The 24,608-nt window shown below is 73.6% G+C and carries 33 protein-coding genes; 17 read left to right on the top strand and 16 right to left on the bottom strand.

The genetic code is table 11. The features are described from left to right. Positions 1 to 36: 36 nt before the first annotated feature. A complete protein-coding gene (locus ABZ215_RS14205; protein WP_354949801.1) occupies positions 37 to 546 on the top strand; it encodes a DUF1990 domain-containing protein in 510 nt (169 codons plus the stop codon). A gap of 33 nt (positions 547 to 579) precedes the next feature. Next, on the top strand, positions 580 to 1,260 hold the full coding sequence (locus ABZ215_RS14200; RefSeq protein ID WP_354949800.1) for a FadR/GntR family transcriptional regulator: 681 nt from the start codon (positions 580 to 582) through the stop codon (positions 1,258 to 1,260). Here the strand turns inward: ABZ215_RS14200 and ABZ215_RS14195 are convergent. Continuing rightward, entirely contained in the window at positions 1,257 to 2,024 is a 768-nt protein-coding gene (locus ABZ215_RS14195; RefSeq protein ID WP_354949799.1) for a putative protein N(5)-glutamine methyltransferase, read from the bottom strand. The genes ABZ215_RS14200 and ABZ215_RS14195 overlap by 4 nt on opposite strands. A gap of 127 nt (positions 2,025 to 2,151) precedes the next feature. Continuing rightward, positions 2,152 to 2,478 (bottom strand): antibiotic biosynthesis monooxygenase family protein, encoded by a 327-nt coding sequence (locus tag ABZ215_RS14190; RefSeq protein WP_020417895.1) that lies wholly within the window; start codon positions 2,476 to 2,478, stop codon positions 2,152 to 2,154. A 49-nt stretch (positions 2,479 to 2,527) separates the two neighbouring features. On the opposite strand from ABZ215_RS14190, the gene ABZ215_RS14185 reads away from it, so the two are divergent. Then, complete coding sequence (locus ABZ215_RS14185) at positions 2,528 to 2,980, top strand: MarR family winged helix-turn-helix transcriptional regulator (protein WP_354709113.1); 453 nt, start codon at positions 2,528 to 2,530, stop codon at positions 2,978 to 2,980. Here the strand turns inward: ABZ215_RS14185 and ABZ215_RS14180 are convergent. Beyond that, entirely contained in the window at positions 2,946 to 3,302 is a 357-nt protein-coding gene (locus ABZ215_RS14180; protein WP_020417897.1) for a nuclear transport factor 2 family protein, read from the bottom strand. The genes ABZ215_RS14185 and ABZ215_RS14180 overlap by 35 nt on opposite strands. A gap of 88 nt (positions 3,303 to 3,390) precedes the next feature. Between ABZ215_RS14180 and ABZ215_RS14175 the strand changes: the two genes are divergently transcribed. Further along, the gene (locus ABZ215_RS14175) at positions 3,391 to 4,266 is read left to right on the top strand and encodes a LysR family transcriptional regulator (RefSeq protein ID WP_354949798.1); all 876 of its coding nucleotides are present in this window, start codon (positions 3,391 to 3,393) and stop codon (positions 4,264 to 4,266) included. 43 nt (positions 4,267 to 4,309) lie between these two features. Here ABZ215_RS14175 and ABZ215_RS14170 read toward each other — a convergent pair whose 3' ends face one another. After that, positions 4,310 to 4,474 carry a hypothetical protein gene (locus ABZ215_RS14170; protein WP_354949797.1) on the bottom strand — a complete coding sequence of 55 codons (165 nt, stop codon included), beginning with the start codon at positions 4,472 to 4,474 and terminating at the stop codon, positions 4,310 to 4,312. Positions 4,475 to 4,545: 71 nt separating this feature from the next. On the opposite strand from ABZ215_RS14170, the gene ABZ215_RS14165 reads away from it, so the two are divergent. The 3 genes from ABZ215_RS14165 to ABZ215_RS14155 are packed head-to-tail and all read left to right on the top strand — an operon-like array spanning position 4,546 to position 6,291. Beyond that, complete coding sequence (locus ABZ215_RS14165) at positions 4,546 to 4,731, top strand: hypothetical protein (RefSeq protein WP_354949796.1); 186 nt, start codon at positions 4,546 to 4,548, stop codon at positions 4,729 to 4,731. Continuing rightward, a complete protein-coding gene (locus ABZ215_RS14160) occupies positions 4,721 to 5,428 on the top strand; it encodes a class I SAM-dependent methyltransferase (RefSeq protein WP_354949795.1) in 708 nt (235 codons plus the stop codon). Before ABZ215_RS14165 ends, ABZ215_RS14160 begins: the two co-directional genes overlap by 11 nt. Positions 5,429 to 5,439: 11 nt before the next feature. Continuing rightward, a complete protein-coding gene (locus ABZ215_RS14155; protein ID WP_354949794.1) occupies positions 5,440 to 6,291 on the top strand; it encodes a dihydrodipicolinate synthase family protein in 852 nt (283 codons plus the stop codon). On the opposite strand, the gene ABZ215_RS14150 is transcribed toward ABZ215_RS14155, so the two are convergent. Beyond that, positions 6,281 to 6,850 (bottom strand): class I SAM-dependent methyltransferase, encoded by a 570-nt coding sequence (locus tag ABZ215_RS14150; RefSeq protein ID WP_354949793.1) that lies wholly within the window; start codon positions 6,848 to 6,850, stop codon positions 6,281 to 6,283. The two genes, ABZ215_RS14155 and ABZ215_RS14150, sit on opposite strands and share 11 nt — an antisense overlap. A 79-nt stretch (positions 6,851 to 6,929) precedes the next feature. Between ABZ215_RS14150 and ABZ215_RS14145 the strand changes: the two genes are divergently transcribed. Next, positions 6,930 to 7,514 carry a helix-turn-helix domain-containing protein gene (locus ABZ215_RS14145; RefSeq protein ID WP_020417903.1) on the top strand — a complete coding sequence of 195 codons (585 nt, stop codon included), beginning with the start codon at positions 6,930 to 6,932 and terminating at the stop codon, positions 7,512 to 7,514. On the opposite strand, the gene ABZ215_RS14140 is transcribed toward ABZ215_RS14145, so the two are convergent. From ABZ215_RS14140 to ABZ215_RS14130, 3 genes are read right to left on the bottom strand one after another with little or no spacing between them, the layout of a single operon-like run. Continuing rightward, positions 7,499 to 8,212, bottom strand: a complete 714-nt coding sequence (locus ABZ215_RS14140) for a TRIC cation channel family protein (RefSeq protein WP_020417904.1) — start codon at positions 8,210 to 8,212, stop codon at positions 7,499 to 7,501. The genes ABZ215_RS14145 and ABZ215_RS14140 overlap by 16 nt on opposite strands. A 31-nt stretch (positions 8,213 to 8,243) precedes the next feature. Continuing rightward, complete coding sequence (locus ABZ215_RS14135; protein WP_237334882.1) at positions 8,244 to 8,474, bottom strand: hypothetical protein; 231 nt, start codon at positions 8,472 to 8,474, stop codon at positions 8,244 to 8,246. After that, positions 8,471 to 8,848: a helix-turn-helix domain-containing protein gene (locus ABZ215_RS14130; protein WP_237334881.1), complete on the bottom strand. Its 378-nt coding sequence runs from the start codon at positions 8,846 to 8,848 to the stop codon at positions 8,471 to 8,473. Before ABZ215_RS14130 ends, ABZ215_RS14135 begins: the two co-directional genes overlap by 4 nt. 98 nt (positions 8,849 to 8,946) lie before the next feature. On the opposite strand from ABZ215_RS14130, the gene ABZ215_RS14125 reads away from it, so the two are divergent. Continuing rightward, positions 8,947 to 9,837, top strand: a complete 891-nt coding sequence (locus ABZ215_RS14125) for a zinc-binding dehydrogenase (protein WP_354949792.1) — start codon at positions 8,947 to 8,949, stop codon at positions 9,835 to 9,837. A 4-nt stretch (positions 9,838 to 9,841) separates the two neighbouring features. Here the strand turns inward: ABZ215_RS14125 and ABZ215_RS14120 are convergent, their stop codons facing one another. The 3 genes from ABZ215_RS14120 to ABZ215_RS14110 are packed head-to-tail and all read right to left on the bottom strand — an operon-like array spanning position 9,842 to position 12,973. Further along, positions 9,842 to 10,840, bottom strand: a complete 999-nt coding sequence (locus tag ABZ215_RS14120) for an ADP-ribosylglycohydrolase family protein (protein WP_354949791.1) — start codon at positions 10,838 to 10,840, stop codon at positions 9,842 to 9,844. Next, on the bottom strand, positions 10,837 to 11,547 hold the full coding sequence (locus ABZ215_RS14115; RefSeq protein ID WP_354949790.1) for an NUDIX domain-containing protein: 711 nt from the start codon (positions 11,545 to 11,547) through the stop codon (positions 10,837 to 10,839). Before ABZ215_RS14115 ends, ABZ215_RS14120 begins: the two co-directional genes overlap by 4 nt. Before the next feature lie 25 nt (positions 11,548 to 11,572). Next, positions 11,573 to 12,973 carry a DHA2 family efflux MFS transporter permease subunit gene (locus tag ABZ215_RS14110; RefSeq protein ID WP_354949789.1) on the bottom strand — a complete coding sequence of 467 codons (1,401 nt, stop codon included), beginning with the start codon at positions 12,971 to 12,973 and terminating at the stop codon, positions 11,573 to 11,575. A 92-nt stretch (positions 12,974 to 13,065) separates the two neighbouring features. Between ABZ215_RS14110 and ABZ215_RS14105 the strand changes: the two genes are divergently transcribed. Further along, positions 13,066 to 13,563 (top strand): helix-turn-helix domain-containing protein, encoded by a 498-nt coding sequence (locus ABZ215_RS14105; RefSeq protein WP_354949788.1) that lies wholly within the window; start codon positions 13,066 to 13,068, stop codon positions 13,561 to 13,563. Between the two features lie 509 nt (positions 13,564 to 14,072). Here the strand turns inward: ABZ215_RS14105 and ABZ215_RS14100 are convergent. Continuing rightward, complete coding sequence (locus ABZ215_RS14100) at positions 14,073 to 15,215, bottom strand: hypothetical protein (protein ID WP_354949787.1); 1,143 nt, start codon at positions 15,213 to 15,215, stop codon at positions 14,073 to 14,075. 260 nt (positions 15,216 to 15,475) lie between these two features. On the opposite strand from ABZ215_RS14100, the gene ABZ215_RS14095 reads away from it, so the two are divergent. Next, positions 15,476 to 16,594, top strand: coding sequence for a tyrosine-type recombinase/integrase (locus ABZ215_RS14095; protein ID WP_020417911.1), 1,119 nt, complete (start codon positions 15,476 to 15,478; stop codon positions 16,592 to 16,594). A gap of 37 nt (positions 16,595 to 16,631) precedes the next feature. Continuing rightward, on the top strand, positions 16,632 to 17,516 hold the full coding sequence (locus ABZ215_RS14090; RefSeq protein WP_237334873.1) for an SMP-30/gluconolactonase/LRE family protein: 885 nt from the start codon (positions 16,632 to 16,634) through the stop codon (positions 17,514 to 17,516). Positions 17,517 to 17,803: 287 nt separating this feature from the next. Here ABZ215_RS14090 and ABZ215_RS14085 read toward each other — a convergent pair whose 3' ends face one another. Beyond that, positions 17,804 to 18,640, bottom strand: coding sequence for a patatin-like phospholipase family protein (locus tag ABZ215_RS14085; protein WP_237334872.1), 837 nt, complete (start codon positions 18,638 to 18,640; stop codon positions 17,804 to 17,806). Then, complete coding sequence (locus tag ABZ215_RS14080; protein WP_084506088.1) at positions 18,637 to 18,816, bottom strand: hypothetical protein; 180 nt, start codon at positions 18,814 to 18,816, stop codon at positions 18,637 to 18,639. The genes ABZ215_RS14085 and ABZ215_RS14080 overlap by 4 nt, the downstream gene beginning before the upstream one ends. A 25-nt stretch (positions 18,817 to 18,841) precedes the next feature. Between ABZ215_RS14080 and ABZ215_RS14075 the strand changes: the two genes are divergently transcribed. The 4 genes from ABZ215_RS14075 (at position 18,842) to ABZ215_RS14060 (ending at position 22,288) form a co-directional block, all read left to right on the top strand. Then, positions 18,842 to 19,354: a CGNR zinc finger domain-containing protein gene (locus ABZ215_RS14075; protein ID WP_354949786.1), complete on the top strand. Its 513-nt coding sequence runs from the start codon at positions 18,842 to 18,844 to the stop codon at positions 19,352 to 19,354. Positions 19,355 to 19,441: 87 nt separating this feature from the next. After that, positions 19,442 to 20,614, top strand: coding sequence for an FAD-dependent oxidoreductase (locus ABZ215_RS14070; RefSeq protein ID WP_354949785.1), 1,173 nt, complete (start codon positions 19,442 to 19,444; stop codon positions 20,612 to 20,614). Then, complete coding sequence (locus ABZ215_RS14065; RefSeq protein ID WP_354949784.1) at positions 20,611 to 21,519, top strand: RNA polymerase sigma-70 factor; 909 nt, start codon at positions 20,611 to 20,613, stop codon at positions 21,517 to 21,519. Before ABZ215_RS14070 ends, ABZ215_RS14065 begins: the two co-directional genes overlap by 4 nt. Positions 21,520 to 21,529: 10 nt before the next feature. Next, positions 21,530 to 22,288, top strand: a complete 759-nt coding sequence (locus tag ABZ215_RS14060) for an SGNH/GDSL hydrolase family protein (RefSeq protein WP_354949783.1) — start codon at positions 21,530 to 21,532, stop codon at positions 22,286 to 22,288. Here the strand turns inward: ABZ215_RS14060 and ABZ215_RS14055 are convergent, their stop codons facing one another. Continuing rightward, positions 22,289 to 22,855 carry a helix-turn-helix domain-containing protein gene (locus ABZ215_RS14055; protein ID WP_354949782.1) on the bottom strand — a complete coding sequence of 189 codons (567 nt, stop codon included), beginning with the start codon at positions 22,853 to 22,855 and terminating at the stop codon, positions 22,289 to 22,291. It abuts the gene before it with no gap. Positions 22,856 to 22,992: 137 nt separating this feature from the next. Between ABZ215_RS14055 and ABZ215_RS14050 the strand changes: the two genes are divergently transcribed. Next, the gene (locus ABZ215_RS14050; RefSeq protein ID WP_020417919.1) at positions 22,993 to 24,336 is read left to right on the top strand and encodes an MFS transporter; all 1,344 of its coding nucleotides are present in this window, start codon (positions 22,993 to 22,995) and stop codon (positions 24,334 to 24,336) included. On the opposite strand, the gene ABZ215_RS14045 is transcribed toward ABZ215_RS14050, so the two are convergent. Further along, on the bottom strand, positions 24,308 to 24,520 hold the full coding sequence (locus ABZ215_RS14045; RefSeq protein ID WP_020417920.1) for a hypothetical protein: 213 nt from the start codon (positions 24,518 to 24,520) through the stop codon (positions 24,308 to 24,310). The genes ABZ215_RS14050 and ABZ215_RS14045 overlap by 29 nt on opposite strands. Positions 24,521 to 24,608 lie beyond the last annotated feature (88 nt).

Here is a 24,608-nt window from a genome sequence, read left to right as displayed (position 1 = left end):
ACGGTGAACCGGGAGTGCCGCGGCTAGGTTGAGGTGATGCTGGACGGTCTGCGGGCGGCCGCGTTCACCTACGGCGAGGTGGGACGCACCCGGGGCGAGCTGCCCGCGGGGTACCACCACCTGCGGCGGCGGGCGGTGATCGGCCGGGGACGCGACCGGTTCGAGGAAGCGGCCGTGGCACTTCTCGCGTGGGGCGTCCAGCACAGGGCCGGGCTGCGGGTCCAGGCCTCCGGCGAAACCGTGGCCGAAGGTGCTGTCGCGCTGGTCCACCTGGGGGTCGGGCCAGTGCGGATCGCCGCCCCGGTCCGCGTGGTGTACGTGGTCGACGAGAGCGCGCGGCGGGGTTTCGCCTACGGCACGCTGCCGGGCCATCCCGTGGCGGGCGAGGAAGCGTTCGTCGTGGACCTCGCGCCCGACGGCACCGTCACATTCACGGTCACCGCGTTCTCCCGGCCGGCGTCCCTGCTCGCGCGGCTGGCCGGGCCGGCAGGACGCGCCGCGCAGAGCTGGATGAGCAGGCGGTACCTCCGCGCGCTCGGCGGCTGAGTCCTCAGACGTCTGCGGTGCTACCGTGCGCGCATGACGGAGCTGCGCCGTGGACCGGTCGTGCCCCAGGTGGCGAGCCTGCTGCGGCAGCGGATCCAGCGCGGCGACTGGCGCCCCGGCGACCGGCTGCCCAACGAGGTCCAGCTCGCCGCCGAGTTCGGCGTCGGGCGGTCCTCGGTGCGGGAGGCGGTCCGCCTGCTCGCGCAGGACGGGATCCTCGACGTGCGGCACGGCTCCGGCACCTTCGTCGCCGCCGGGACGGCCGACACCAGCGACGTGCGCCGGCTGGTGCGGCGCGCCCGGGCGCTGGAGGTGTACGAGGTGCGCCGCGCGCTGGAGGTCGAGGCGGCGCGGCTCGCGGCGCAGCGGGTCCGGCCGGAGGACATCGAGCGCCTGCGCGCGGACCTGCGCAAACGGCAGGACGAACGCGGCGGCGACCCGGCGGTGTTCGTCGATGCCGACCTCGCCTTCCACCGCGCCGTGGTGGAGCTGTCCGGCAACGCGCTCCTGCTGAGCCTGTTCACGGCCGCCGAGCCGGTGCTGCGGGAGATCCTCACCGACCTGGTCCGCCACGAGACGCAGCTGCCGGACTCCTCCGCCGCCCACGCCGACCTCCTGGAAGCGCTCGAACGTGGCGACCCCGACGCGGCGGTCGCGGCCACGGTCGCCAACCTGGAACCGGTGCTGCGTGGCCTCCGGACCGCCGTGTCCTAAGCCCGGCGTGCCACGATCGCCGTCGCGTCGAGCTCCTCGGAGGTCACCACGCGCGCGGCCAGCCCGGCGCCGGCCGCGGCCCGGGTCAGCAACGGCGCTTGCTGCTCACTCGTTTCGATCAGCAGGCGCCCGCCGGGGGCGAGCCACTCCGGCGCGCCCTCGACGACCCGGCGCGCGATGTCCAGCCCGTCCGCGCCGCCGTCGAGGGCGAGCTGCGGTTCGTGCAGACGGGCTTCCGGCGGCATCAGCGCGACCGCGTCGGTGGGCACGTACGGCACGTTGACCACCAGCAAGTCCACGCGCCCGCGCAGCCCATCGGGCAACGCCTCGTACAGATCGCCCTCGTGGACCTCGCCCGGCACGTTGCGGCGCGCGCACCGCACCGCCGCCGGGTCGAGGTCGGCGGCGTGCAGCTCGGCGAGGTCGAGCTCCGCGGCCAGCGCGGCGCCCAGCGCGCCCGAACCACAGCACAGATCCACCGCCACCGGATGCGGCGGGGCCAGCCGCACCGCCTCCTCGACGAGCAGTTCGGTGCGGCGCCGGGGCACGAACACGCCCGGCTCGACGTGGATGCGCAGGCCGCGGAACCCGGCCCAGCCGAGGACCTGTTCGAGCGGCTCGCCGGCCACCCGCCGGGCGGTCAGGGCGTCCAGATCGGCCGGGCCGGACGCGGCCTCCAGCAGCAGCCGGGCCTCATCCTCGGCGAACACACAGCCCGCCGCCCGCAGACGGCTCACGAGAACGGTTTCGACATCGACGGACACGAAAAGCGCCTTTCAGGGAAACGGGCGCCCGCGACTCACTCGTCGCCGGAGGGGAGCACCCGGGTTGCTGGAACGGAAACGGGTCTCACCTCCTCGGTCGGTCGTGTGATCACCGTACCGCGCCGCCTCAGCGGTGGTGCACGGAGGCGACGCGGTACAGCACCGGCTCGAACGAGCCGATCTGCGCGGCCGCGCGCATGTGCTCCTGGCACTCCGGGTTGGCGAGCATCGCGCGGAACGCCTCCTCGCTCTCCCACTGCGCGTAGTTGGCGACGTGAGTGCCGTCGAGGCTGGCGTGGATGTTGGCCGCGATGAACCCCGGCTGGTGCCGCATGACCTGCTCGGTCGCCTGGTCGAGCACGTCGATGAGCTCCTGCTGCCGCTCGGGCGCCACGGTGAACTGGTTGATCAGCGTGGTGACCCCGGCGGCGGCGTCGATGGTGGAGACGGGCATCGCTTCCTCCTCATGTCAGGACCCTTACATCATGTGTAAGGTACCTGACATGAGTCAAGGGGACGTCACCGCCCGGCCCGGTTACCTCGTCAAGCGGGTCCAGCAGCTGTTCCGCCAGGCCGGCGACGAGCGCCTGCGCGCGGCCGGGCTGTCGATGGCCCAGTACGCGGTGCTGCGCCAGCTGGCCGACCACCCGGAGGTCTCCTCCGCCGAGCTCGCGCGGCTGTGCTTCGTCACCCGGCAGTCCCTCGGCGAGGTGCTCGCCGGGCTGCGCCGCGCCGGCCTGGTCACCGTGGGCGAAGGCGCCTCCGGCCGGGTGCGCCCCGTGCGCCTGAGCGACACCGGGCGCGCCCGGCTGGCCGACGCCGAGGCCGCGGTCGCCGACGTCGAGGACCGGATGCTCGCCGGGCTCGGCGACGGCGACCGGCGGCGGCTGGCCGAGCTGCTGGCCCGCTGCGCGGACAACCTCACTCCGGGCGGCGGATCTCCGGCCGGTCGATGATCCGCAGCCAGGTGCCGTCCGGCTGCCGCCGCGCCACCTGCACCCGCCCCCCGGTGTTGTCGGCGGGCCGGGTCGAGCACAGCGCCAGGTCGCCGTAGTAGACCGTCGGCATCGGCTCCTCGATCTGGAACTCGCCGCCCTGCTCCACCAGCCGCTCCAGCACCTCGCGGATCGCGTCGCGGCCCACTGTCTGCGAGCCCGGCGGGAACGCCAGCACCGCGTCCTCGGCGTACAGCTCGGACAGCGCTTTCGCGTCCCGGGCGTTGGCCCGCTCCACGAACATCACGGCGAGGTCTTCGGGTGTCCTGGCCTTGTCGATCACGTGTCGCTCCTTTCCTCTGACCCCAGCCTGTCCCCGCGAGAGTCAGAAGTCCAAGAGCTGGTAGGTCTCGCCACTAGAATCAACGCTTATGGAACTGCGTCAGCTCGAGTACTTCGTGACGGTCGCCGAGGAGGGCAACTTCACCCGCGCCGCCGAACGCGTGCACGTCGCCCAGCCCGGCGTGTCGGCGCAGGTCAGGCGGCTGGAGCGGGAGCTGGGGCACGAGCTGCTGGACCGGTCCGGGCGCACGGTCCGGCTCACCGAGGTGGGCGCCGCGGTCCTTCCCTACGCCCGCGCGGCCCTGGCCGCCGTCGCCGGGGCGCGGCTGGTCGCCGACGAGTTCCGCGGCCTCGTCCGGGGCAAGGTCGCCTTCGGCATGGTCACCTCGCACAGCTTCGACGTGCCCGGGCTGCTGGCGAGCTTCCACGAGGAACACCCCGGCGTGGAGATCACCCTCGTCGAAGGCCGCTCCGGCGAGCTCGCCGCGGACATCCGCGACGGCCGCCTCGACGCGGCGATCATCAGCCTCGCCACGGACGAACGCCCACCCGGCCTGGACGTCCTCGTCCTCACCGACCAGGCCATCACCGCCGCCGTCAGCCTGGACGACGAGTGGGCCGGGCGCGCCGAGGTCCCGCTCGCGGACCTGCGGGAGCGGCCGCTCATCAGCCTGCCTCCGGGCACCGGCCTGCGCGCCCGGCTCGACGAGGCCTGCGCGGCGCGCGGCATCACCCCGCGGATCGGGTTCGAGGCCGGTCACCCTACGGTGCTGGCCGACCTCGCCGCCCGCGGCCTGGGCGTGGCGATCCTGCCGGACTCGGTCGCCACCACACGCCCCGACCTGCACCCGATCCCGATCACCGACCCGCCGCTGCGCGGCTGCCTCGCCCTGGCGTGGCGCGCGGCCGGTCCGGCGAGCCCCGCCGCGCGGGTGTTCCTCGACCGCGCCCGCGCGCGGCTATGACGGCGGCACGGTGCGCGCCAGCGGGAACACCGAATCCACGACTTCACCCGGCCAGCGCGGTGACCTGCACACCCATCGACCGTCCCGACTGGACAGCCGCGCTGCCGGCGGCTCCCCGCACCAGCAACCGCTGCCCGGGCCGCATCCGGCCGGCCCGGCCGAGCAGTTCGCCGCCGTTGACGCCGGCCGCGTGCACGCGCACCAGCATTTCGCCGGGTTGTGGTGCGTCAGGATCCGAAGCCAGAAAAGGATTCGCCCCGGGTGGCTAAGGTGACGAACATGCCCGCCGAACCTTCTCGGTTACGAGCCGACGCCCGCGGCGAGGACGTGCCGGTCGCCGCGATCGCGCGCCGCGCCGGGGTCGGCGTCGCCCCCGATGCGGCGCTGGCCGCGTCCCGGCGCCTGGTCAGCCTGCCGTTGCCGCCCGTGCCGCTCGGCCTTTGCGGGGTGTGGGGTGCCCGCTGAACAGCCCGCCTGGCGGCCGTCGGACACCGAGTTGTTCACCACCTACGGCGACGCGTTCGTGCCGCGGCGGCGCGAGCAGATCGCCACCGTCTGCGACCTGCTCGACGCCATCCCCGAGCCGCACGTGCTCGACCTGTGCTGCGGCGAGGGCCTGCTGTCCGAGGAGTACCTGCGCCGCGGAACCGCCGGCCGCGTCACCCTGCTCGACGGCTCGCCGGAGATGCTGGACAAGGCCGCCGCCCGGCTCGCGCCGTTCCCCGGCCGGTGGCAGCGGGTGCGGGCGGACATCCACGACCGCGGCTGGCGGCGCGGCCCGTTCGGCGGCGTGATGACCTCGCTCGCGGTGCACCACCTCGACGGCCCCGGCAAGCGCGCGCTCTACCGCGACCTGCACGACATGCTCGTGCCGGGCGGGGTGTTCGTCATGGCTGACCTGGTCGAACCCGTCGGCGCCCGCGCCCGCGAGGTCGCCGCCGCGCACTGGGACCGGGCCGTGTGCGACGCGGGCGGCGACGACGCGGCGCAGGCGTTCGAGGGCGCCGAGTGGAACTACTACCGCCTGCCCGGCCCGGACCCGGTGGACACGCCCTCCTCGATCGCCGAGCACCTGACCTGGCTCGCCGGCGCCGGGTTCGCCGACGTGGACCTGGTCTGGCTGCACGCCGGGCACGCGATCTTCACCGCCACCCGCCCCTGAAAGGACGACGCATGTTCACCGGCCTGTCCGCCTTCCCGCTCACCCCGGTCACCGGATCCGGCATCGACACCACCTCCTACGCGCGGCTCGTCTCCCGCCTCGCCGAGGCCGGGGTGGACTCGATCGGCGCGCTGGGCTCCACCGGTTCCTACGCCTACCTGACCCGGGAGCAACGCGCCGAAGCGGCCAAGATCGCCGTCGACGCGGCGGCGGGCACCCCGGTGATGGTCGGCATCGGCGCCACGGCCACCAGCCAGGTCCTCGCGCTGGCCGAGGACGCCCAGAACGCGGGCGCGGCCGCCGTGCTGCTCGCCCCGGTCAGCTACCAGCCCCTCACCGACGACGAGGTGTTCGGGCTCTACGAAGACGTCACCCGCGAACTGTCGGTCCCGCTGTGCGTCTACGACAACCCGCGCACCACGCACTTCCAGTTCAGCGACGAACTGCACGGCCGCATCGCCGCGCTGCCGAACGTGGGCTCCATCAAGATCCCCGGCGTGCCCGACGACGCCAAGGCCAGGGTGGACGCCCTGCGCGCCCGCATCCCGGACACCGTCCGGATCGGCGTCAGCGGCGACGCTGTCGCGGCCACCGGCCTGGCCGCCGGCTGCGACGTCTGGTACTCGGTCCTGGGCGGCCTGTTCCCGGACACCGCGCGGGCGGTCATGCGCGACCCGGGCGAGTCGGAGCGCCTACGGCCGCTGTGGGACCTGTTCGCCCGCCACGGCAGCATCCGGGTCGTCGCCGCCGCGGCCACCCACCTCGGGTTGACCGGCGAGCGCGTGCTGCCCCGCCCGCTGCGCGAACTCGACGGTGCCGCGCGCCGCGAGGTGATCGACACCCTGCGGGAACTCAACCTGTAGCCCGCCGCGCCCGCAGCACGGTGTCCCGCGTGTACCGGCCGGGCCGGGCGCGCGGCCGGATCTCGTCGGCCAGCACGGTCCACTCCGGACCGAGGAGCGCCGCGACGTCGGCCGGCTGGTAGTAGTCGGCCGGGTCGAAACCCTCGCGTGGCGTCAGCTCCGCGGGGTCGTGGCTCGCGACCAGCACCGTGCCGCCCGGCGCGACCGCGGCGAGCAGACCGCGCAGCACGCCGGGTTCGGCCTTGCGCAGCGGGACGTAGTGGGCCGACACCAGGTCGAAGCAGCCCGCCGGGGGTGACAGCACCGCCAGGTCCGCGTGCATCCACGCCACGCGTCCGGTGTCGTCGGCCGCGGCCGCGCGCTCCAGCGCCACGCGGGAGACGTCGATCGCCGTGACGTGCCAGCCCCGCCGCGCCAGCCACAACGCGTCGGCCCCTTCCCCGCACCCCACGTCCAGCGCCTGCCCCGGCGCCAGATCGGCCACTTCCGTGACCAGCACCTCGTTGGGTTCACCGCTGAACACCCGCTCGCGGCCCCGGTACATCTCGTCCCAGTCCATGACCGCCACCGTGCCCGGCAACTGGCCGGACTGACAAAGTTCTTTGCGGAATCCGCAAAAGCGGGAGCACAGTGGGGGCATGAGCGACGAGTTCGACGCCGTGCTCGGCGCCGTCGGGCCGCGGCTGCGTGAGCTGCGCCGGCGCCGCGGCACCACCCTGACCGCCCTGTCGCAGGCCACCGGCATTCCGGTCAGCACGCTGTCCCGCCTCGAATCCGGGCAGCGCACCCCCGGCCTGAAACTGCTGCTGCCCCTGGCCAAGGCCTACCAGGTGCCGCTCGACGACCTGGTCGGCGCGCCGGCCACCGGCGACCCGCGCGTCTACCCGCGGCCCAGGACCCACCACGGCATGACCGTCATCCCGCTCACCCGCAAACCCGGCGGACTGCAGGCCGTCAAGCACATCCTGCCCGCCGGGCCGTCCGACCTCGAGCCCGATCCCCGCTCGCACGAGGGCTACCACTGGCTCTACGTCCTCAACGGACGGCTCCGCCTCGTGCTCGGCGAGCAGGACCTGGTCCTGTCCGCCGGGGAGGTAGCCGAGTTCGACACCCACCTGCCGCACTGGTTCGGCAACGCCGATGGCCACCCGGCCGAGTTCCTGAGCATCCTCGGACCGCAGGGCGAGCGCTTCCACATCCGGGCCCGCTACCGGCCTTCCTGACCCTCCGGCGGGTTGCGCCGCACCCGGCGGCTGCGCCACGCGCTCGCCAGCCGGGAGTGCGGCTGCCACTCCAGCCCGTTGGGCAGGTTCCACCCGAACTTCACCGCCGCCAGCCGGAACAGCAGCGCACCCACGACCCCGGCCACGACACCCACAAGCGGGGCGCCCAGGTAGTGGCAGACGACCATGGTGGCCGCGACGGCCGCCGCGACCGTGCCGTACAGCGCGTTGCCGCCGAACACCGCCGGCACGCGCCGGAGCATGATGTCCCGCAGCGCGCCGCCGCCGACCGCGGTCGTCGTGCCCAGCAGGATCGCCGGCAGCCAGCCCAGCCCGGCGGCCAGTGTCTTCTGGGCCCCGGTGACCGCCCAGAACCCGATCACCGCCGCGTCCAGCGCCGTGAACAGCTTGTCCCACGCGTTCTCGCTGATCGAGATCACGAACGACAGCAGCGCCCCGGCCAGCGCGGTCGGCAGGTAGGCGTAGTCGGTCAGCGCCACCGGGGTGCCGTGCTGCAGCAGCGTGTCCCGGATGACGCCGCCGCCCAGCCCGGACACGCTGCCCACCACGAGGAACCCGAACAGGTCCAGCCGCTCGCTGCGGGCGATCGCGCCGCCGAGGATCGCGCAGGCGAACACGCCCGCCAGATCCAGGTAGCGCGTCACCTGGTTGATCGCTTCGACCGCCGTTCCAGCCACACCGGCACCCTAGTCCGCAGTGGACGGACGATCAGGACACGGCGAGGCACTCCGCACAGCGCGGCACCTGCTCACCGCCGGGCACGTGCTCGATCGCCGTCCAGATGCGGCGCCGCTCACCGCACCGCGCGATCCGGTACCCCAGGTAGGGCTGCTCGTCGGCGAACAGGTGCGCCCGCCGCTCGTCGGCGAACGGAGCCGGCACGTCCGGCACGAACCACGGCAGCGCCTCGAACAGGCTGAGCTGGTCCTTCGCCTTCACCGCCGGTCGTACTCCGCGCGCGCCCGGTCCACCTCGGGCATGTGCTCCTCGGCCCACTCCTTGAGGTGGCGCATGATGCCGAGCAGCGACCGGCCCAGCGGTGTGAGCTCGTAGTCGACCCGCACCGGGACCGACGGGGTCACCGTGCGGCTCACCAGCCCGTCCCGCTCGAGGTGGCGCAGCGTCTGGGTCAGCATCTTCTGGCTCACCCCGGCGATCCGCGCGGACAGCTCGGAGTACCGCATCCGGCCGGTCAGCCCGAGCGCGACGATCACCAGGCTCGCCCACTTGTCGCCGATCGTGTCCAGCAGCCGCCGGCTGGGGCAGTCCGCGGCGAACGCGTCGAACCGCGCGGGCCGCTCGGTGACCTCCATGGCGCACCTCCGGGTGCCTACCCGACTTCGAAGTGCCTACTTCCCAACGGAGAGTAGGTCCCCGATGGTGGTGCTGTCCACACCAGGGAAGGAACACCATGACTCTCGCACTCGTGTCCCGGCCCGGCGCCACCTCGCCGGTCGCCGAAGTGGTCACGCTGCCCGCGCTCGCGCCCGGCGGGCTGCGGGTCCGGGTCACCGCCGCCTCGGTCGACCCCGTCGACGTCCTCCTCGCCGCCGGGCCTGCCCGCGCGATCTTCGGGTTGACCGGCACGGTCGGGCTCGGCATGTCGCTGACCGGCGTGGTCACCGAGACCGCTGACACCGCCTTCGCGCCCGGAGACCCGATCGCCGCGCTGCATCCCGACTTCACCGCGCCGGTCCGCGCGCACGCCGCGGAGACCGTCCTGCCCGCGTCCGCCGCCGCTCAGCTGCCTGACGGCCTCGATCCGGTCGCCGCCGCCTCCCTGCCGGTCAACGCCCTGACGGCCGCGGAACTGGTGGACAGCCTGGGGCCCGCCGGCGGGCGGAGCCTGCTGGTGACCGGCGCCGCCGGGGGTGTCGGCGGGTACGCCGTCGCGCTGGCCGCCCACGCCGGCTGGACCGTGACCGGCCTCGCCCGCGAATCCGACCGGGCCTTCGTGCTGCGGGCCGGGGCGCGCGAGCTGGTCACGCAGGTGCCGGGCCCGTCGTTCGACGCCGTGGTCGACGCCGCCGTGCTGCACCGGGCGGCGTTGCCCGCCTTGCGCGATGGCGGGGCGTTCGCCGGCGTGCCCTCGGCGTCTCCGGCTAGTCCCGAACGGGACATCTCGATATCGATCTCGAGCGTCCAGCCCGACGGCGCCCGGCTCGCTCGTCTGCTCGGCCTGGCCGCGTCCGGGGTGCTGGAGTTGCGGGTCGCCGGCCGCGTGCCGCTGACCGACGCCGCCGTCGCCTATGACAAGGTGGCCGGCGGCGGCCAGCGCGGCCGATGGCTGCTCGTGCCGTGACGGGTCAGGCCCAGTCCCACTTCGCGCCGAACGCCAGCAGCTCGTCGCGGTGCTCCAGCCGCGCGACCCACTCCGGCGGCCAGGCTGCGGCGCCGTGGCAGGCGCCCGCGAACGCGCCGGCCAGCGCGGCGATCGAGTCCGAGTCGCCGGAGGTGCAGGCGGCGCGCCGCAGCGCGAGCACCGGGTCGCCGGGGAACAGCAGGAAGCACAACAGCCCGGTAGCCAGGGCCTCCTCGGCGACCCAGCCCTCGCCGGTGGCCAGGCACGGGTCGGTGTCCCGGTCGCCGTCGCGCACCGCCGCGTCCAGGCGATCCAGGGCGGCCAGGCACTCGTCCCAGCCGCGGGCGATGAACTGCTCCGGCGAGGAGTCCCCGGCGCGCGTCCACAGGTCGCCCAGCCACCGCTCGTGGTAGGTCTCGCGGTGCTGGACGGCGTAGTCGCGCAACTCCCCGGGCAGGCCGGCCGGTTCGGCGCCCTCGGCCAGCAGGTGCACAGCGTGTGCGGTGAGATCGGCGGCGGCGAGCCCGGTGGGGTGGCCGTGGGTGAGGCCCGCCTGCAACTGGGCGGCGCCCGCGCGCTGCTTGCTGTCGATCCCGGGCAGCAAACCCAGTGGCGTGACCCGCATGTTCGCCCCGCAGCCCTTCGAGGTGATCTGACTGGCTTCCGGCCACGGGTGACCGGCCTCCAGCAGGCGGCAGGCCCGCAGGCAGGTGGCGCCGGGGGCGCGGTTGTTGTCGGGCGAGCGCAGCCAGGTGACGAACTCCGCCCGCAACGGCGGCTCGAACCGCTCCGGCTCCAGTTCGCCCTGGATGGCCGCGCGGGCGACGGCCAGCGCCATCTGGGTGTCGTCGGTGATCAGCGCGACGGGGCCGGGCAGGTCCATCTCCCGCCACGGCCCGTGTGCGGCGAGGATCGCCGGCACGCCCTGGAACTCGGTCGGCGCGCCGAGCGCGTCGCCCAGAGCGAGGCCCAGCAGCGAGCCGGTGGCCGGTTGCCTGGTCATGAACGTCGTCCTTCCGTCGGTCGGAGCAGCGGCGGGTGCAGCGTGGCGGCGCCACCCGCCCGGTAGAGCGCGGCGGGCTTGCCGCGCCCGCCGGTCAGCCGGGACGCGCCTGCCACGGGCGTGACGAACCCCGGGGTGGCGAGCACCTTGCGCCGGAAGTTCGCCGGGTCGAGGCCGGTCCCCCACACGGCCTCGTAGACCCGGCGAAGCTCGCCGAGGGTGAACTCGGGCTCGCAGAACTCCGTCGCCAGGCCCGTCCGTTCGAGGTCCCCGCCGATCCGGTCGTGGGCGTCGGCCAGGATGCGGTCGTGGTCGAAGGCGAGCGGCCCCTGCTCACCGAACGGCACCCAGGCGGCCCGTGCCGCGTCACCGCCGCCGGCCGGCTCCGGCGCGCCCGGCACGAGCGCGGCGAAGGCCACCGAGACGACCCGCATCCGCGGATCCCGGTCCGGCTCGCTGTAGGTGCGCAACTGTTCCAGGTGCAGCCCCGCGACCTCGGCGAACCCGGTCTCCTCGGCCAGCTCCCGCCGGGCCGCGGCCTCCGCGGACTCGTCCGGCATCAGGAACCCGCCCGGCAGCGCCCACCATCCCGCGAACGGCTCCGCACCCCGCTCCACGAGCAGGATCCAGAGCCGCCCCGCGCGCACGGTGAACACCGCGAGGTCGACCGTCACCGCGAAGGGCTCGTACGCGTGCTTGTCGTACATCCACCCCCCTTATTGGTCTAAGTGACTATAAACCATCCGGGCGCCGGGGTGTGAGGCCGAGCGCGGTGAGGGCACCGAGGCCGGCGGCAGCGGCGATGAACCACCAGGCGCCCGCGAAGCCCGTCGTCGTTCCGGGGTCCGGGGTGTCGAGTGTGCCGAGCACCGCGACCAGGACCGCCACGCCCAGGACGTACCCCAGCTGGCGGCCCGTGTTGACCACCGCGCTGCCGGTCGCGGCCTGCGCGGGCGGCAGGCTCGCCGTCGCGGCGGCCATCAGGCTCGGCAGTGCCAGCCCGATGCCGACGCCGGTCACGATCCATCCCGGCAGGACGTCCGTGGCGAACCGCGCCTGCGCCGAAGCGTTCCAGGCCAGCATCACCGCACCCAGGCAGAACACCAGGTTGCCCACCGCCACCAGCACACCGACCGGCATCCGGTGCACCAGCCGCTGGCCGACCATCGCGAAGATCGGGACCATCAGCGGCCCCGGCAGGATCGCGACACCGGTAGCGATCGCGCTGTAGCCGGCGACGTTCTCCAACCACAGCACGACACTGGGGAACAACGCCCCGAACGCCGTGCAGAACACCACGGCCGTGACGTTCGCCCACACGAAGGCCGACACCCGGAACAGGCCCGGCTCCACGACCGGCGCCGGGTGCCGCAGCACCCGCACCACCAGCAGTGCGATACCGGCCACCGCGACGCCGAACGCAACCAGCGCCGCCACGCTGACCCAGCCCCACTCGCCGCCCTTCACCAGCCCGAGCGCGAGCGCCCCGATCGCGACCGCGAGCACCACGGCGCCGAGCACGTCGGGCAGCCGGGTGACCGACTCGTCCCGGGACTCCGGCACCAGGCGCACCGCCGCGACGAACGCCACCACACCGACCGGCACGTTGATCAGGAACACCCAGTTCCACGACAGCTCGACCAGCGCCCCGCCGACGACCGGGCCGAGCGCGGCGGCGAACGAGCTGGTGGTGGCCCACACCTTCACCGCACCCGCGCGCCGCTCGGGCGGCAGGGCGGTCAGCAGCAGGCCCAGACTGGCCGGGGTCAGCGCGGCGGCGCCGGCGGCCTGCAGCACCCGGAACGCGACCAGCCACCACAGCCCGGGCGCCATCGCGCAGCCCACGCTGGCGAGGGTGAACACGGTCAGCCCGACGAGGAAGCCCGCCTTGCGGCCGTGCCGGTCCGCCAGCCGCCCGGCCGGGATCAGCAGCGCCGCGTAGACGATCGTGTAGGCGTTGAGCACCCAGCTCAGGTCCGCCAGCGAGGAGCCGGCGAAGCTCGCGCCGATGTCGGTGAACGCGACGTTGACCACGAAGACGTCCAGCATCGCCATGAACGCCGCCAGGCACAGCACGACCACGATCGCGGTGTCCCGCTGCCGTGTCCCGGTCACCAGTGTTGCTTCTGACATGAAGATCTCCGCTTCCCCAGGCTGACTACACCTTTGTGTAGCCAGCGGCTGACTATACATGGGTGTAGTCAGCGAGGGGTAGCATCGGTGCCATGCCCGCCGTGATGGAAGGTCCGCTCGCGGATCTCAGCTCGTGGAAGACCGACCACTGCTCGCTGGTCAAGGCCCTGGAGATCGTCGGCACGAAGTCGGCGCTGCTCATCCTGCGGGAGGCCTTCTACGGCACCACGCGGTTCACCGCCTTCGCCGAGCGGATCGGCATCACCGAGACGGCCGCGGCCCGGCAGCTGCGGAACCTCACCGAAGCCGGACTGCTCGACAAGCAGCCCTACCGCGACGCGGGCGGCCGCACCCGCGACGAGTACGTGCTCACCGAAATGGGCCGCGACCTGCTGCCGGTGGTGATCGGCCTGATGCAGTGGGCGGACAAGCACCTGCAGGACGGCGGGCCGCCGCTGCTGTACGTCGAGCACGAAACCGGAGCCCCGGTGAAGGCCGGCCTCCACACCGACGACGGGCAGCCGGTCGAACTGGAGGAACTGGGGGTCCGCCTCAACCCGGCGTGGCGCCGGCCGCGCTCGGACAGCTGATCAACCACGCTGCCCGGTTGAGACCGCCGGCTGGCGGTGCCGGTAGCGACGTGGGCAGCCTGGCCCGCCGTTTCGGCCAGTGTGGGCCGCCACGGTCAGATCATGGGCGGTGCCGCTGCCGACGGCTCCCGCGGAGCGGTGTCGGGACTGGTACGGCGCGGGGCGTGGCACTGGAGGCGGCCGGGGTGGTGTCGGCGAGCAGGGTGCGCAACCGGGCAGGCAGGTTCACCCCGGGGTCGGCCAGTGCGCCGGCCGGACGAGCAGGACATGTGCCGGAGCCGTCGGCGGCTCCTGCAGACCAGCGTCGGGACAGGTACGGCGCGCGGCGCGGCGCCGCTAGCCGGAAGCAGCCGGCGCGGTGTCGGCCAGCAGGGTGCGCAACCGGACAGGTAAATCCCCCCGGGGTGGACCAGTGCGCCGGCCGCCACGGTCAGGTCACGGGGCGGTGTCGCTGTCGGCGGCTCCTGCCGAGCGGTGTCGGGACTGGTGGGGAGCGGTGCCCGGCGCCGCTAACTGGAGGCAGTCGGCGCGGTGTCGGCGAGCAGGGTGCGTAACCGCGCAGGTAGGTCCGCCCCGGAGTCGGCCAGTGCGGTCAGCACGCCCTCCCGCAGGGTGGACAGCCGCGCCGCGGTGGCATCGGCCGTGCGGGTCGCCGTCGTGGCGGTGGTGCGGGCTTCGGTGGCTGCTGTTTCGGCTCGGGCGGCCGCCGTGGCCAGCTCGGCGGCGCGTTCGCGGGCAGCCCTCAGCGCTTCCTCGTGCTGTTCGCGCAGCGCGGCAATCCGCTCGTCGTGCTCGGCCTGCCAGCGCTCGCGGTCCTCGCGGTGCTTCGCGCGCTCCTCGGACAGCGTCCGGTCGTGGCGGGCGCGCAGCTGTTCGAGGTCCTCGTGGTGCTGCGTCGCCAGGTCGCGCAGATCAGTTTCGAGTTGCCGTGCCCGGACGTGGGCCGCTTCGGCTTCGCTGGCCCGGGCGGCCGCCGCGGCGGTGAGTTCCTCGATGCGCGCCGCCGCGGTCTCGGCCGCCTGGCGGTGCTCGGTTTCGAGCTGGTCCAGCCGCTCCCGCAGCTGGCGGATCTCGCCCTCGGCGGTGAGCCGGTCAGCGATCGCGCGCTGGGCCTGACCCCGGTCGGCCGCGGCGCGCTCCTCGGCTTCCGCCGCGCGCTTGCCGGCGGCCTCCGCCCGGTCGGCTGCTTCCGCGGCCGCCGCCTCCGCCTCGACGGCGCGCTGCTCGGCGGCGTCCGCCCTGGCCTCGGCGTCGGCGCGCGCGGCTTCGGCTTCCGTGACCCGCTCCCGCGCCTCGGCGATCTCGGCGTCGAGCCGCCCGTCCAGCGCGGCGAGGGTCTGCTGCAACGGCGCGATCTCCGCCAGCGCCCGACTCACGTCCCGGCCGACGGCGGCCACGTCCAGCCCCGGCATCGCCGGCCCGTAGGCGGCGTACGCGATCTGGTCGGCCTCGTCCAAACGCGCGCACGTCACCTCCCGGCCGCGCTCGTCGACCGCCCACAACGTCGTGCAGTACTCCCCCGGCCGCCCACCGCGCGGCCCCGGCTGCTTCCGCGGGTGCCGGCGGCAGTACCGGCACAGCGCCGGATCGGACACGGTCTCCCGGCTTCCCGTGGCGTCCCTGCGAGGCGGTGGTGGGGGTGTTTCCTGCATAACCGCAGGTTATCAGTTTAAGTTAGGATAACGCTAACTTGGGGTTTGGGTAACTAAACCACAAGCAAAGCAGAACCGCGATAATCACGGTTATCGCGGAGGCAAGACAGACAGGGGAAGGGGCGTGAAAAGCCGCGATCGTCACTGTGACGAAACGACCCGGGCTCAGGAGTAGGCCGCAGACCGCGGGCTCCGAACCCTCCGACCGGTGGTCCGATACCTCGCGAGCATCAGGAGAACCTTGAGGCAGAATCCAGGACGTGACCGGCGACGACACCATCGAACTGGCGCCGTTCGCGCCGCGGCCGCTGCCCGCCCGCGCGCCGGCTCCCGACGTGCTGCGGGCCTGGCTCGACGAGGCGGTCGCCGAACTGCCCGCGCTGCCCGGGAAGCTGACGGACCGGCACGGGCCGCGGGCGATCACCCACGCGTGGCTGCTGGCGATGAAGAGCCACCAGACCCGCCGTTCCTACTGGCGCGGTCTCGGGTTGTGGCTCTCCTACTGCGACTGGCACCGCGTCGACCCGCTGGCCGCCCGCCTCGCCGACGTGCGGGACTGGATCGCCCTGCTCGACCCCGGCAGCCCGGTCACCCACAACGCCCGACTGGCCGCCGTCAGCTCGTGGTACACCGAGCTGATCGACAACCGCGTCCACGACGACAACCCGGCGCGGCTGGTCCCCCGCCACAAGCGCGACCAGGAGTCCCAGACCCGAGCCCTCACCTACGAGGAACTCCTCGCCCTCCTCGGTCACGCCCGGGACCGCGCCGCGCAGCTCGGCACCGAAGCCGCGCTGCGCAACCTCGCCATCCTGGAGATCATGGCCACCACCGCGGTGCGGTCCGGCGCGATCCTGCACGCCCGCTGCGGCCCGGACGGCGACCTGGGTGTCGACCACGGCCACCGGATCCTGCGCTACGTCAACAAGGGCGGGCACCGCAAGACCGCCGACATCCTCGGCCGCGCCGACACCGCCCTCGGCGACTACCTGGCCGCCCGCGCCGCGCGCGAAGGCAAGCCGGTCGCCGAGCTGTCCGGCTGGCTGTTCGCCACCCGCACCGGCACACCCCTGACCTCCCGCGACCTCGGCAACCTCCTGCGGGAGACCGCGCGCGGCGCCGGTCTGGACCAACCTGACGACGTCGTCCCGCACTCGCTGCGGCACACCGTCCTGACCCTCGGCTACGAGAAGGGCGTCTCGGTCGAGGACCTGGCCGACCTCGCCGGCCACGAAAGCGTTGCCACCACACTGATCTACGTGCGCCGCAGCCGACGCCGCCAGACCACGCAGATGCTCGCCGACCTCACCGGCGGAACCACGACTGAGACATCGGAACCCGCCGAACAGCGCCACCTCCGGCTGGTGCGCGACGCGTGACTTGACACCGTGCCCGTGGCGTGACTGACTACCCCCCGTGCACAACTCAGTTCTGAGCGGGTTCTCCTACCTCGAATGTCCGCGCTGGCACGAGGACCGCATCTGGTTCGCCGACTTCTACACCCACCTCGTGCAGTCCAGCCTCGAGGACGGCAGCGATCTGCGGGTGGAGGCCGAGGTGCCCGGTCAGCCCTCCGGGCTCGGCTGGCTGCCCGACGGCCGGCTGCTGGTCGTCTCGATGCGCGACGCCCGCCTGCTGCGCCGCGAGCCCGACGGCACCCTGGTCACCCACGCCGACCTGTCGGCCCACGTGACCGGGCACCCCAACGACATGGTCGTCGACGCCCAGGGGCGCGCCTACGTCGGCAACTTCGGGTTCGACCTGATGAACGGCGCCCCGGTGGCGCCGGCGAACCTGCTGCGTGTCGACCCGGACGGCAGCGTCACCGTCGTCGCCGAGGACCTGTGGTTCCCCAACGGCAGCGTCATCACCGACGACGGCGTGCTGCTGGTCGACGAGACCTTCGGCAACCGGGTGACCGCCTTCGACATCGCCGCCGACGGGTCGCTGACCAACCGCCGCGTGTGGGCCGAGTTCGGCGAGCCGCTCACCGAGCGCGAGTTCGAGAAAGCGCTTCCCCAGCTCGCCGTCGCGCCGGACGGCTGCTGCCTCGACGCCGAAGGCGCCCTGTGGGTGGCCGACGGCATCGGCGGCAGGCTGCTGCGCGTCCGCGAGGGCGGCGAGATCGCCGACGAGATCCGGCCGGGCACCGGGGTGTTCGCCTGCATGCTGGGCGGCGCCGACGGCCGCACGCTGTTCGCGTGCGCGGCACCGGACTTCAACGAGCACGCCCGCAAGGACGCCCGGGAAGCGAGCCTGCTCGCCTTCCGCGTCGAGGTCCCGCACGCCGGGCGCCCCTGAGGGCGTCGTGGTCCGGCGTCCGCACGGGGATCGCGGGCGCCGGACCGATCCTCCGTGGCCGCCGTCGGCCCCCGCCGGGGACTGGGGCGTGTTTCGGAAGTGGCCTGCGCGGCGGTGCGGGTAGCGGCCCCGCCCGCCGGCCCGACCACCAGGTCGGCGCTACCGCGCCAGAAACTCCCACCGGGCATCCACCGCCAACCTCGACGGACGCGCTCCGCGCGGCTCTGCCCGTTCAAACCCGCGGCGGAGGCCCACTGTAAGCGGCTCCGCCGCTGGGAAAACAGCGCCTAACCCCAGACGGCCGTGACCTCCGCGGCCACCCGCACGGCCTGGTCGTACCCGGCGCGCGCGGCCGCGTCGCGGACCGACGGGTCCAGCAGGTTCGGCCCGATCGCCTCGGCCGCCGGCGCGTCCGGGGCGAGCACCAGCACCGCCGCGCCGTCCCGCCGCAGCGCCGCCACCTGCTCGTCCAGGTCGGTGTTGCCGGGCACCTCGGTCACCCGCAGCACCAGCACCCGGTCGCAGCCGGCGGCGAGGTCGGCGTTCTCCATCGACCGCACCCCGCCGTCGATGTAGCGGCGGCCGCCGATCGTGACCGGCGGCCAGGTGCCCGGCACCGCGCAACTGGCCGCGACCGCGTCCACCAGCGACACCCCGGACTCCGCGGTGAACACCCGGTCGTCGCCGGTCGCCGCGTCCACCGCCACGATGTGCAGGGCCGCCGCGGGCCAGTCGTGGACCGGCAGCCGCGCCTCGATCACCTTCAGCCGGTCGGCCTCCGGCACGGTCCGCGCCGCCAGGGCCAGGTCACCGATCCGCCGCCGCGCGTCCTTCGCGTCGGTCGCGCCGCTCACCGCCGCGCCGAACATCTCCGCGATCGTCTCGGCGTCGACGTCGGCCGGGATCTCCGGCGACTGCAGCGCCGGATCCACCTGCCGCCGGAACAGCTCGGCCAGCGCGGTGCCGCTGGTGATCTGCGCCGCCACCGTCGATCCGGCGGAGGTGCCGACGAACCGGTCCGCGCCGAGAACGTCCACTCCGGACTCCGACAAACCGTGCAACAGGCCGGTTTGCCACGCGATTCCGGCCACACCGCCACCACCGAGCACGAGCGCACGCGTCATGCGCCGATCCTAGGCCCCCGCGTGGCTCCGGCGAGAGCGCCGTTGACGAGGAGCAGCCAGGTCCCGCACACGCAGCGGCGGTAGTCGACGCGCCCTGCCGACACCGGGTGGCTCGACCCGGCGCGGAGCAGTTCGGACAGCGGCCACTGGCAGCGGGGGCAACGTTCGTCGGTCATGACCCCAGCGTGCTGTAATGGGTCAGTGCACTTCAACCCTTACGGCGGACCGGCCGCGCAGGTCGCGGCCGGCCTGGTCAACATGCCGGACGCCGCCGCGCCCGAGCTGCTGCGGATGATGCGCGAGGCGGGCATGTCGCTGACCCGGCTCACCGAAGCCGACGCGGCCCAGGCGCGGGCGTGGGGCCGCCGGATCCGCGCGGTGTTCGCCGAACCCGATGCCGACCGGCGGATCGACCTGGTCAACGAGCTGCTGGCGGAAACCGCGTGCCGTCCGTTCATCTCCTGCCACGACGGCTTGCCCGCGCACCTGCACTACGCCGGCGAGGACGACACCCTGACCCGCCGGATCCGGGCCTTCACCGCGGGCGGGCTGGCCCACCTGCTGTGCGAAGACGCCGGGCGGATCGGCGCCTGCGCCCGCGAGGGCTGCGACTTCGTCTTCGTCGACACCTCCCGCAACGGCCGCCGCCGGTTCTGCTCCACCCGCTGCGCGACCCGCGTCCACGTCGCCGAACACCGCGCCCGCGCCACCTAGGTGCCGCGCGTCACACCGCGCCATGTCACGAACGGGCCGGCACCTCCCATCTCGTGGTCGTCAACAGCCGACGAGGAGGCGACAACGATGACCACCCACAAGGTTCTGGTGCTGGGCGCGGGGTACGCGGGCACGGCCGCGGCGATCCAGCTCGCGGCACGCACGAAGGGCCGCGACGACGTCGAAGTGACCCTGGTGAACGCGCACGAGATGTTCACCGAGCGGCTGCGACTGCACCTGACCGCCACCGGGCAACAGGTCGCGGAGCTGAGCATCCCGGAACTGCTGGACGGCACGGGCGCGCGGTTCGTGCGCGGCTGGGTCACCGCGCTCGACCCGGACACCAGGACCGTGCGCGTAGACGACGACCGGGTGCTGCGCTACGACACGCTGGTGTACGCCCTCGGCGGCGTGGCCGACAGCGTCACCGTGCCGGGCGTCGAGGAGCACGCGCACACCCTGAACAGGCCGGAGGACGCCGAAGTGCTGGCCGGCCTGCTGGCGCGCCTCGAGCAGGGCACGGTCGTGGTCGCAGGCAACGGGCTCACCGGCGTCGAATCGGCCGCCGAGATCGCCGAGCAGCACCCGCGGCTGCGGGTCGTCCTGCTGGGACGGGGCGAGCCGGGCGCGACGATGAACCACAAGGCCCGGGCCCACCTCCACGCCGCGCTCGAGCGGCTGGGCGTCGAGGTGCGCACCGGCGTGGAGGTGACCAAGGTGCTCCCGGACGCCGTCGAACTGGCCGGCGGCGAAACGATTCCCGCCGACGCCGTCCTGTGGACCAGCGGCACCCGCGTCGCGCCCCTCGCGGCCGCCGCCGGGCTGGCCGTCGACGACCGCGGCCGTGTGATCACCGACGCGACGCTGCGGTCGGTTTCGCACCCGGACGTGCACGCGGTCGGCGACGCGGCCGCGATCAGCCAGGGCTACGGCGTCCTGCACGGCACCTGCCAGAGCGGGATGCCGACCGGCGTGCACGCCGCGGTGTCGATCCTGCGCGCCCTGGCTGGCAAGGAACCGAAACCGTTCCGCTTCGGCTACTACCACACCCCGGTCAGCCTCGGCCGCCACGACGCCGTCGTGCAGTTCACCCACCCCGACGACAGCCCGCGGCGGATCTGCCTCACCGGCAGGCTCGCCGCCCGGTACAAAGAAGCCGTGACCGCCTCGCCCTGGCCGACGTACCTGCGCATGAAGAAGATGCCCGCTTCGGGCGCGTTCTGGCCCCGCGGCGGCCGCTTCACCCGGGGCGCCCGGTGACCGAGGCGTTCCACCAGCACCGCAACCTGCTGTTCGCGGTGGCCTACCGGGTCCTCGGCAGCGCCGCCGACGCCGAGGACGTCGTGCAGGACGCGTGGATCAAGTGGTCCGCCGCGGACCGCTCCCAGGTCGCCGACCCGAAGGCCTACCTGGCGCGGATCGTGTCCAACCTGGCGCTGGAACGGCTGCGGTCGGCCCGGCACCAGCGGGAGACCTACGTCGGGCCGTGGCTGCCGGAGCCGATCCTCACCACCGCCGACAGCGCGGACGCGGTCACCGGCGCGGATTCGGTGTCCACGGCGATGCTGGTGGTGCTGGAGACGCTGAGCCCGCTGGAACGCGCGGTCTTCGTCCTCAAGGACGTGTTCGGGTTCAGCCACGCCGAGATCGGCGAGGCGGTGAACCGGTCGGAAGCGGCGGTGCGGCAGGCCGCGCACCGGGCGCGCGAGCACGTGCGGGCCCGCCGCCCGCGGTTCCCGGCCGACCGCGCGAAGCAGCGCGCGGTCACCGAGCGGTTCCTCGCCGCCGCGACCGGCGGTGACGTCAACACCCTGATGGAACTGCTGTCCCCGGACGTCACGCTGTGGACCGACGGCGGCGGCAAGGTCCGCCAGGCCCTGCGCCCGGTGACCGGCGCGGAGACGGTGGCGGGCTGGTTCGCCGCCATCGGCACCGTCACCTACCAGGGTGTCGCGCCCGCGGACGTGGTCACGGAACTGACCGAGATCAACGGCGGCCCCGGGCTCGTCTTCCACGGCCCGGACCGCGTGCTGGCCACGGTCACCTTCGACTTCGACGCCGAAGGCCGCATCACCACACTGCACAACGTGGCCAACCCGGACAAACTCGGCGCGGTCGCGGCCGGCACGGTGCACGGTCTCGGGCCGTCCGGGACGGTCGCCTAAAGTGCTGAGCATGTACAAGCGTTTCGTGGCCCTCGGCGACTCCTTCACCGAGGGCGTCGGCGACGAAGACCCCGCGCGCCCGAACGGCGTGCGGGGCTGGGCCGACCGGGTGGCCGAGCAGCTGGCGGCCGCCGACCCCGGGTTCCGCTACGCCAACCTCGCGATCCGCGGACGGCTGCTCGACCAGGTGCTCGCCGAGCAGCTCGAACCGGCACTGGCGCTGCAACCCGACCTGGTGTCCATCTACGCGGGCGGCAACGACCTGCTGCGCCCCAAGGCCGACATCGACGCCCTCGCCGCGCGGTTCGAGAACGCCGTCGAGCGGCTCGCCAAGACCGGCGCCACCGTGCTGCTGTTCATCGGGGTGGACGGCGCCGAGGACCCGGTGTTCCGGAAGCTGCGCGGACGCACCGCGATCTACAACGAGCACACCCGCGTGATCGCCGCCCGGCACGGCGCGCACGTGGTGGACATGTGGGGCATGCGGCAGCTGCGCGACCGGCGCCTGTGGTCGGCCGACCGGCTGCACCTCAACGCGCTGGGCCACACCGAGGTCGCGATCGCCGTGCTCGACGTGCTCGGCCGGCCGCACGACCTCCCCCCCGCCGCGCTCGGGCCGCGGGAGCTGGTGGACCGGCGGCGGCAGCGCGCGGAGAACCTGCAGTGGGGACGGGAACACGTGCTGCCCTGGATCGGCCGCCGCCTGCGTGGCGAGTCCTCCGGCGACACCCTGTCCGCGAAACGACCGGTGCTGCTGCCGCTCGAGTGATCAGCGGGGACGCAACCCGTCGAAGACGATCCCCAGCGCGCGGGCGCGCAGCCCGGCGTCGTCGCCGACGTGCTCGGCCGCGCGGGAGGCGCCGACCATCAACGCGATCAGCTCGGCGACCCCCACGTCCTCGCGCACCGCGCCCGCCTGCTGCGCCCGCGACAGCAACGCGCCCAGCGCATCCCGCACCTTCGCACCGACCTCCGCGGCGAGCCGGGGCACCTCGGCCCCGGCCGCGGCCAGCGCGTCGGCGTAGGCGTTCTTCGCCGCGGACACCTCCGCCCAGCGCGCGAGGAATCCGAAGAAAGCGCTCTCCGGATCGGCCGCGGCGGCGAAGGACTGCGCCTCCTCCGCGAACCGGCGCATCCGGTCGGCCAGCACCGCCTCCAGCAGCGCCTCCTTGGTCGGGAAGTGCCGGAACACGGTCCCGATGCCCACGCCCGCCTCCCGCGCGACCTCCTCGGTCGGCGCGCCGGTGCCCCTCGCGGCGAACACCGTCTCGGCGGCGGCCAGCACGCGCGCCCGGTTGCGGCGGGCGTCGGCGCGCAGCGGCCTCGGTTCCGTCATGCGGCGCATCGTAGAGCTTCGTGAGGTACCGCCGGAACGCGGCGAGCGGTGGTGATTCCCGGTCTGCCTCTGGACATCGTCACTCCGGTGAGGGATCGTCTTCGGGAAGTGAAGCCGATCACAGGAGGCTCGGCGACATGGTCCTCGGACGCGACGAAGCGGACACCGTTCTCCAGGCACAGACCAGCCAGAAGACCACCCAGGTGCGGCGCGCGGCCTTCGCCAGCGCCATCGGCACGACCATCGAGTGGTACGACTTCTTCCTCTACAACACGGCCGCGGCGCTGATCTTCCCGCAGCTGTTCTTCCCCGCCTCCTCCAGCTACGCGGGGGCGATGCAGTCCTTCGCCACCTACGCCGTCGGCTTCGCCGCACGGCCGATCGGCGCGGCGATCTTCGGCTACTGGGGCGACCGGATCGGCCGCAAGACCACGCTCGTGGTCACGCTGCTGATGATGGGCATCGCCTCGGGCGTGGTCGGGGTGCTGCCCGGCGCGGCCACCATCGGGATCGCCGCGCCGCTGATCCTGGTGACGCTGCGGCTGATCCAGGGCATCGCGATCGGCGGCGAGTGGAGCGGCTCGGTGCTGCTCGCCATGGAGTGGGGCGATCAGCGCAAGCGCGGGCTGCTCGGCAGCTTCGCGCAGGTCGGTGTGCCGGTCGGGCTCGTGCTCGGCACCGGCGGCATGACCCTGCTGTCCGCGGTGCTGCCGGAGGAGGCGTTCGACTCGTGGGGCTGGCGGCTGCCGTTCCTGGCCAGCCTGCTGCTCGTCGCCGTCGGACTGGTGATCCGGCTACGCATCCTGGAGACCCCGATGTTCGCCAAGGTCGTGGCGCAGAAGCGGACTTCGCGCAGCCCGGTGGCCGACGCGGTGAAGCACCACTGGCGGGAGATCCTGCTCTCGGCCGGGTTGCGGTTCAGCGAGCAGATGCCGTTCTACCTCTACACCAGCTACGTGCTGGTGTACGTGGTCGCCGAGCACGGTTACTCGAAGACGTTCGTGCTCAACGCCGTCCTGCTCGGCGCGGCGGTGGAGCTGGCGCTGATCCTGTGGTTCTCGCAGCTGTCCGACCGGATCGGCCGCAAACGGGTGTACCTGACCGGGGCGGTGCTGACCGGGCTGCTGGCGTTCCCGTACTTCGCGGTGCTGAAGAACGGCGGCGAGGTGCTGATCTTCGTCGCGGTCGTGGTGTCGATGATCCCACACGCCATGCAGTACGGGCCGCAGGCCGCGTTGATCGGCGAGAGCTTCCCGACGCACCTGCGCTACGGCGGCGCCGGGCTCGGCTACCAGCTGGCGTCGGTGTTCGCGGGCGGCCCGGCGCCGCTGCTGGCGACCTGGCTGCTGCACACCACCGGGACGCCGTACTCGATCTCGGCCTACGTGGTGCTCTCGGCGGTGGTCACGATCGTCTGCGTGGCGCTGCTGAAGGACCGCTCGCGAGCCGACATCACCGACGACGCGGTCTACCGGCGCTGACCCACTGGTACCAGCCGAGCGCGGCGAGCACGGCGAGGGCGATCCCGTAGGGCAGCCAGTTCGACCGGGCGCCCAGCGCCCCGGCCAGTCCGGGCACGAGGATCGCCAGTGCCACCACGGTGGCCAGCACCGACCCCCACAACAGGCGCCGCCGTTGCGCGGCGGGCGCGGGCTCTTCACTCACGACTCCAGGATGACACCCGGCCCACCGGCCGGAGACCACGCTCCGCCAAGCGTGGCACCCGGTCCGCGGATGGGGGCAAAAAGAAAAA

Origin of the sequence: Amycolatopsis sp. NPDC006131 (assembly GCF_040614175.1) — a bacterium.
Lineage (GTDB): Bacteria > Actinomycetota > Actinomycetes > Mycobacteriales > Pseudonocardiaceae > Amycolatopsis_E > Amycolatopsis_E tucumanensis.
The sequence above is the reverse complement of the archived record's forward strand: the minus strand, read 5'-3'. Positions and strand labels throughout refer to the sequence as shown.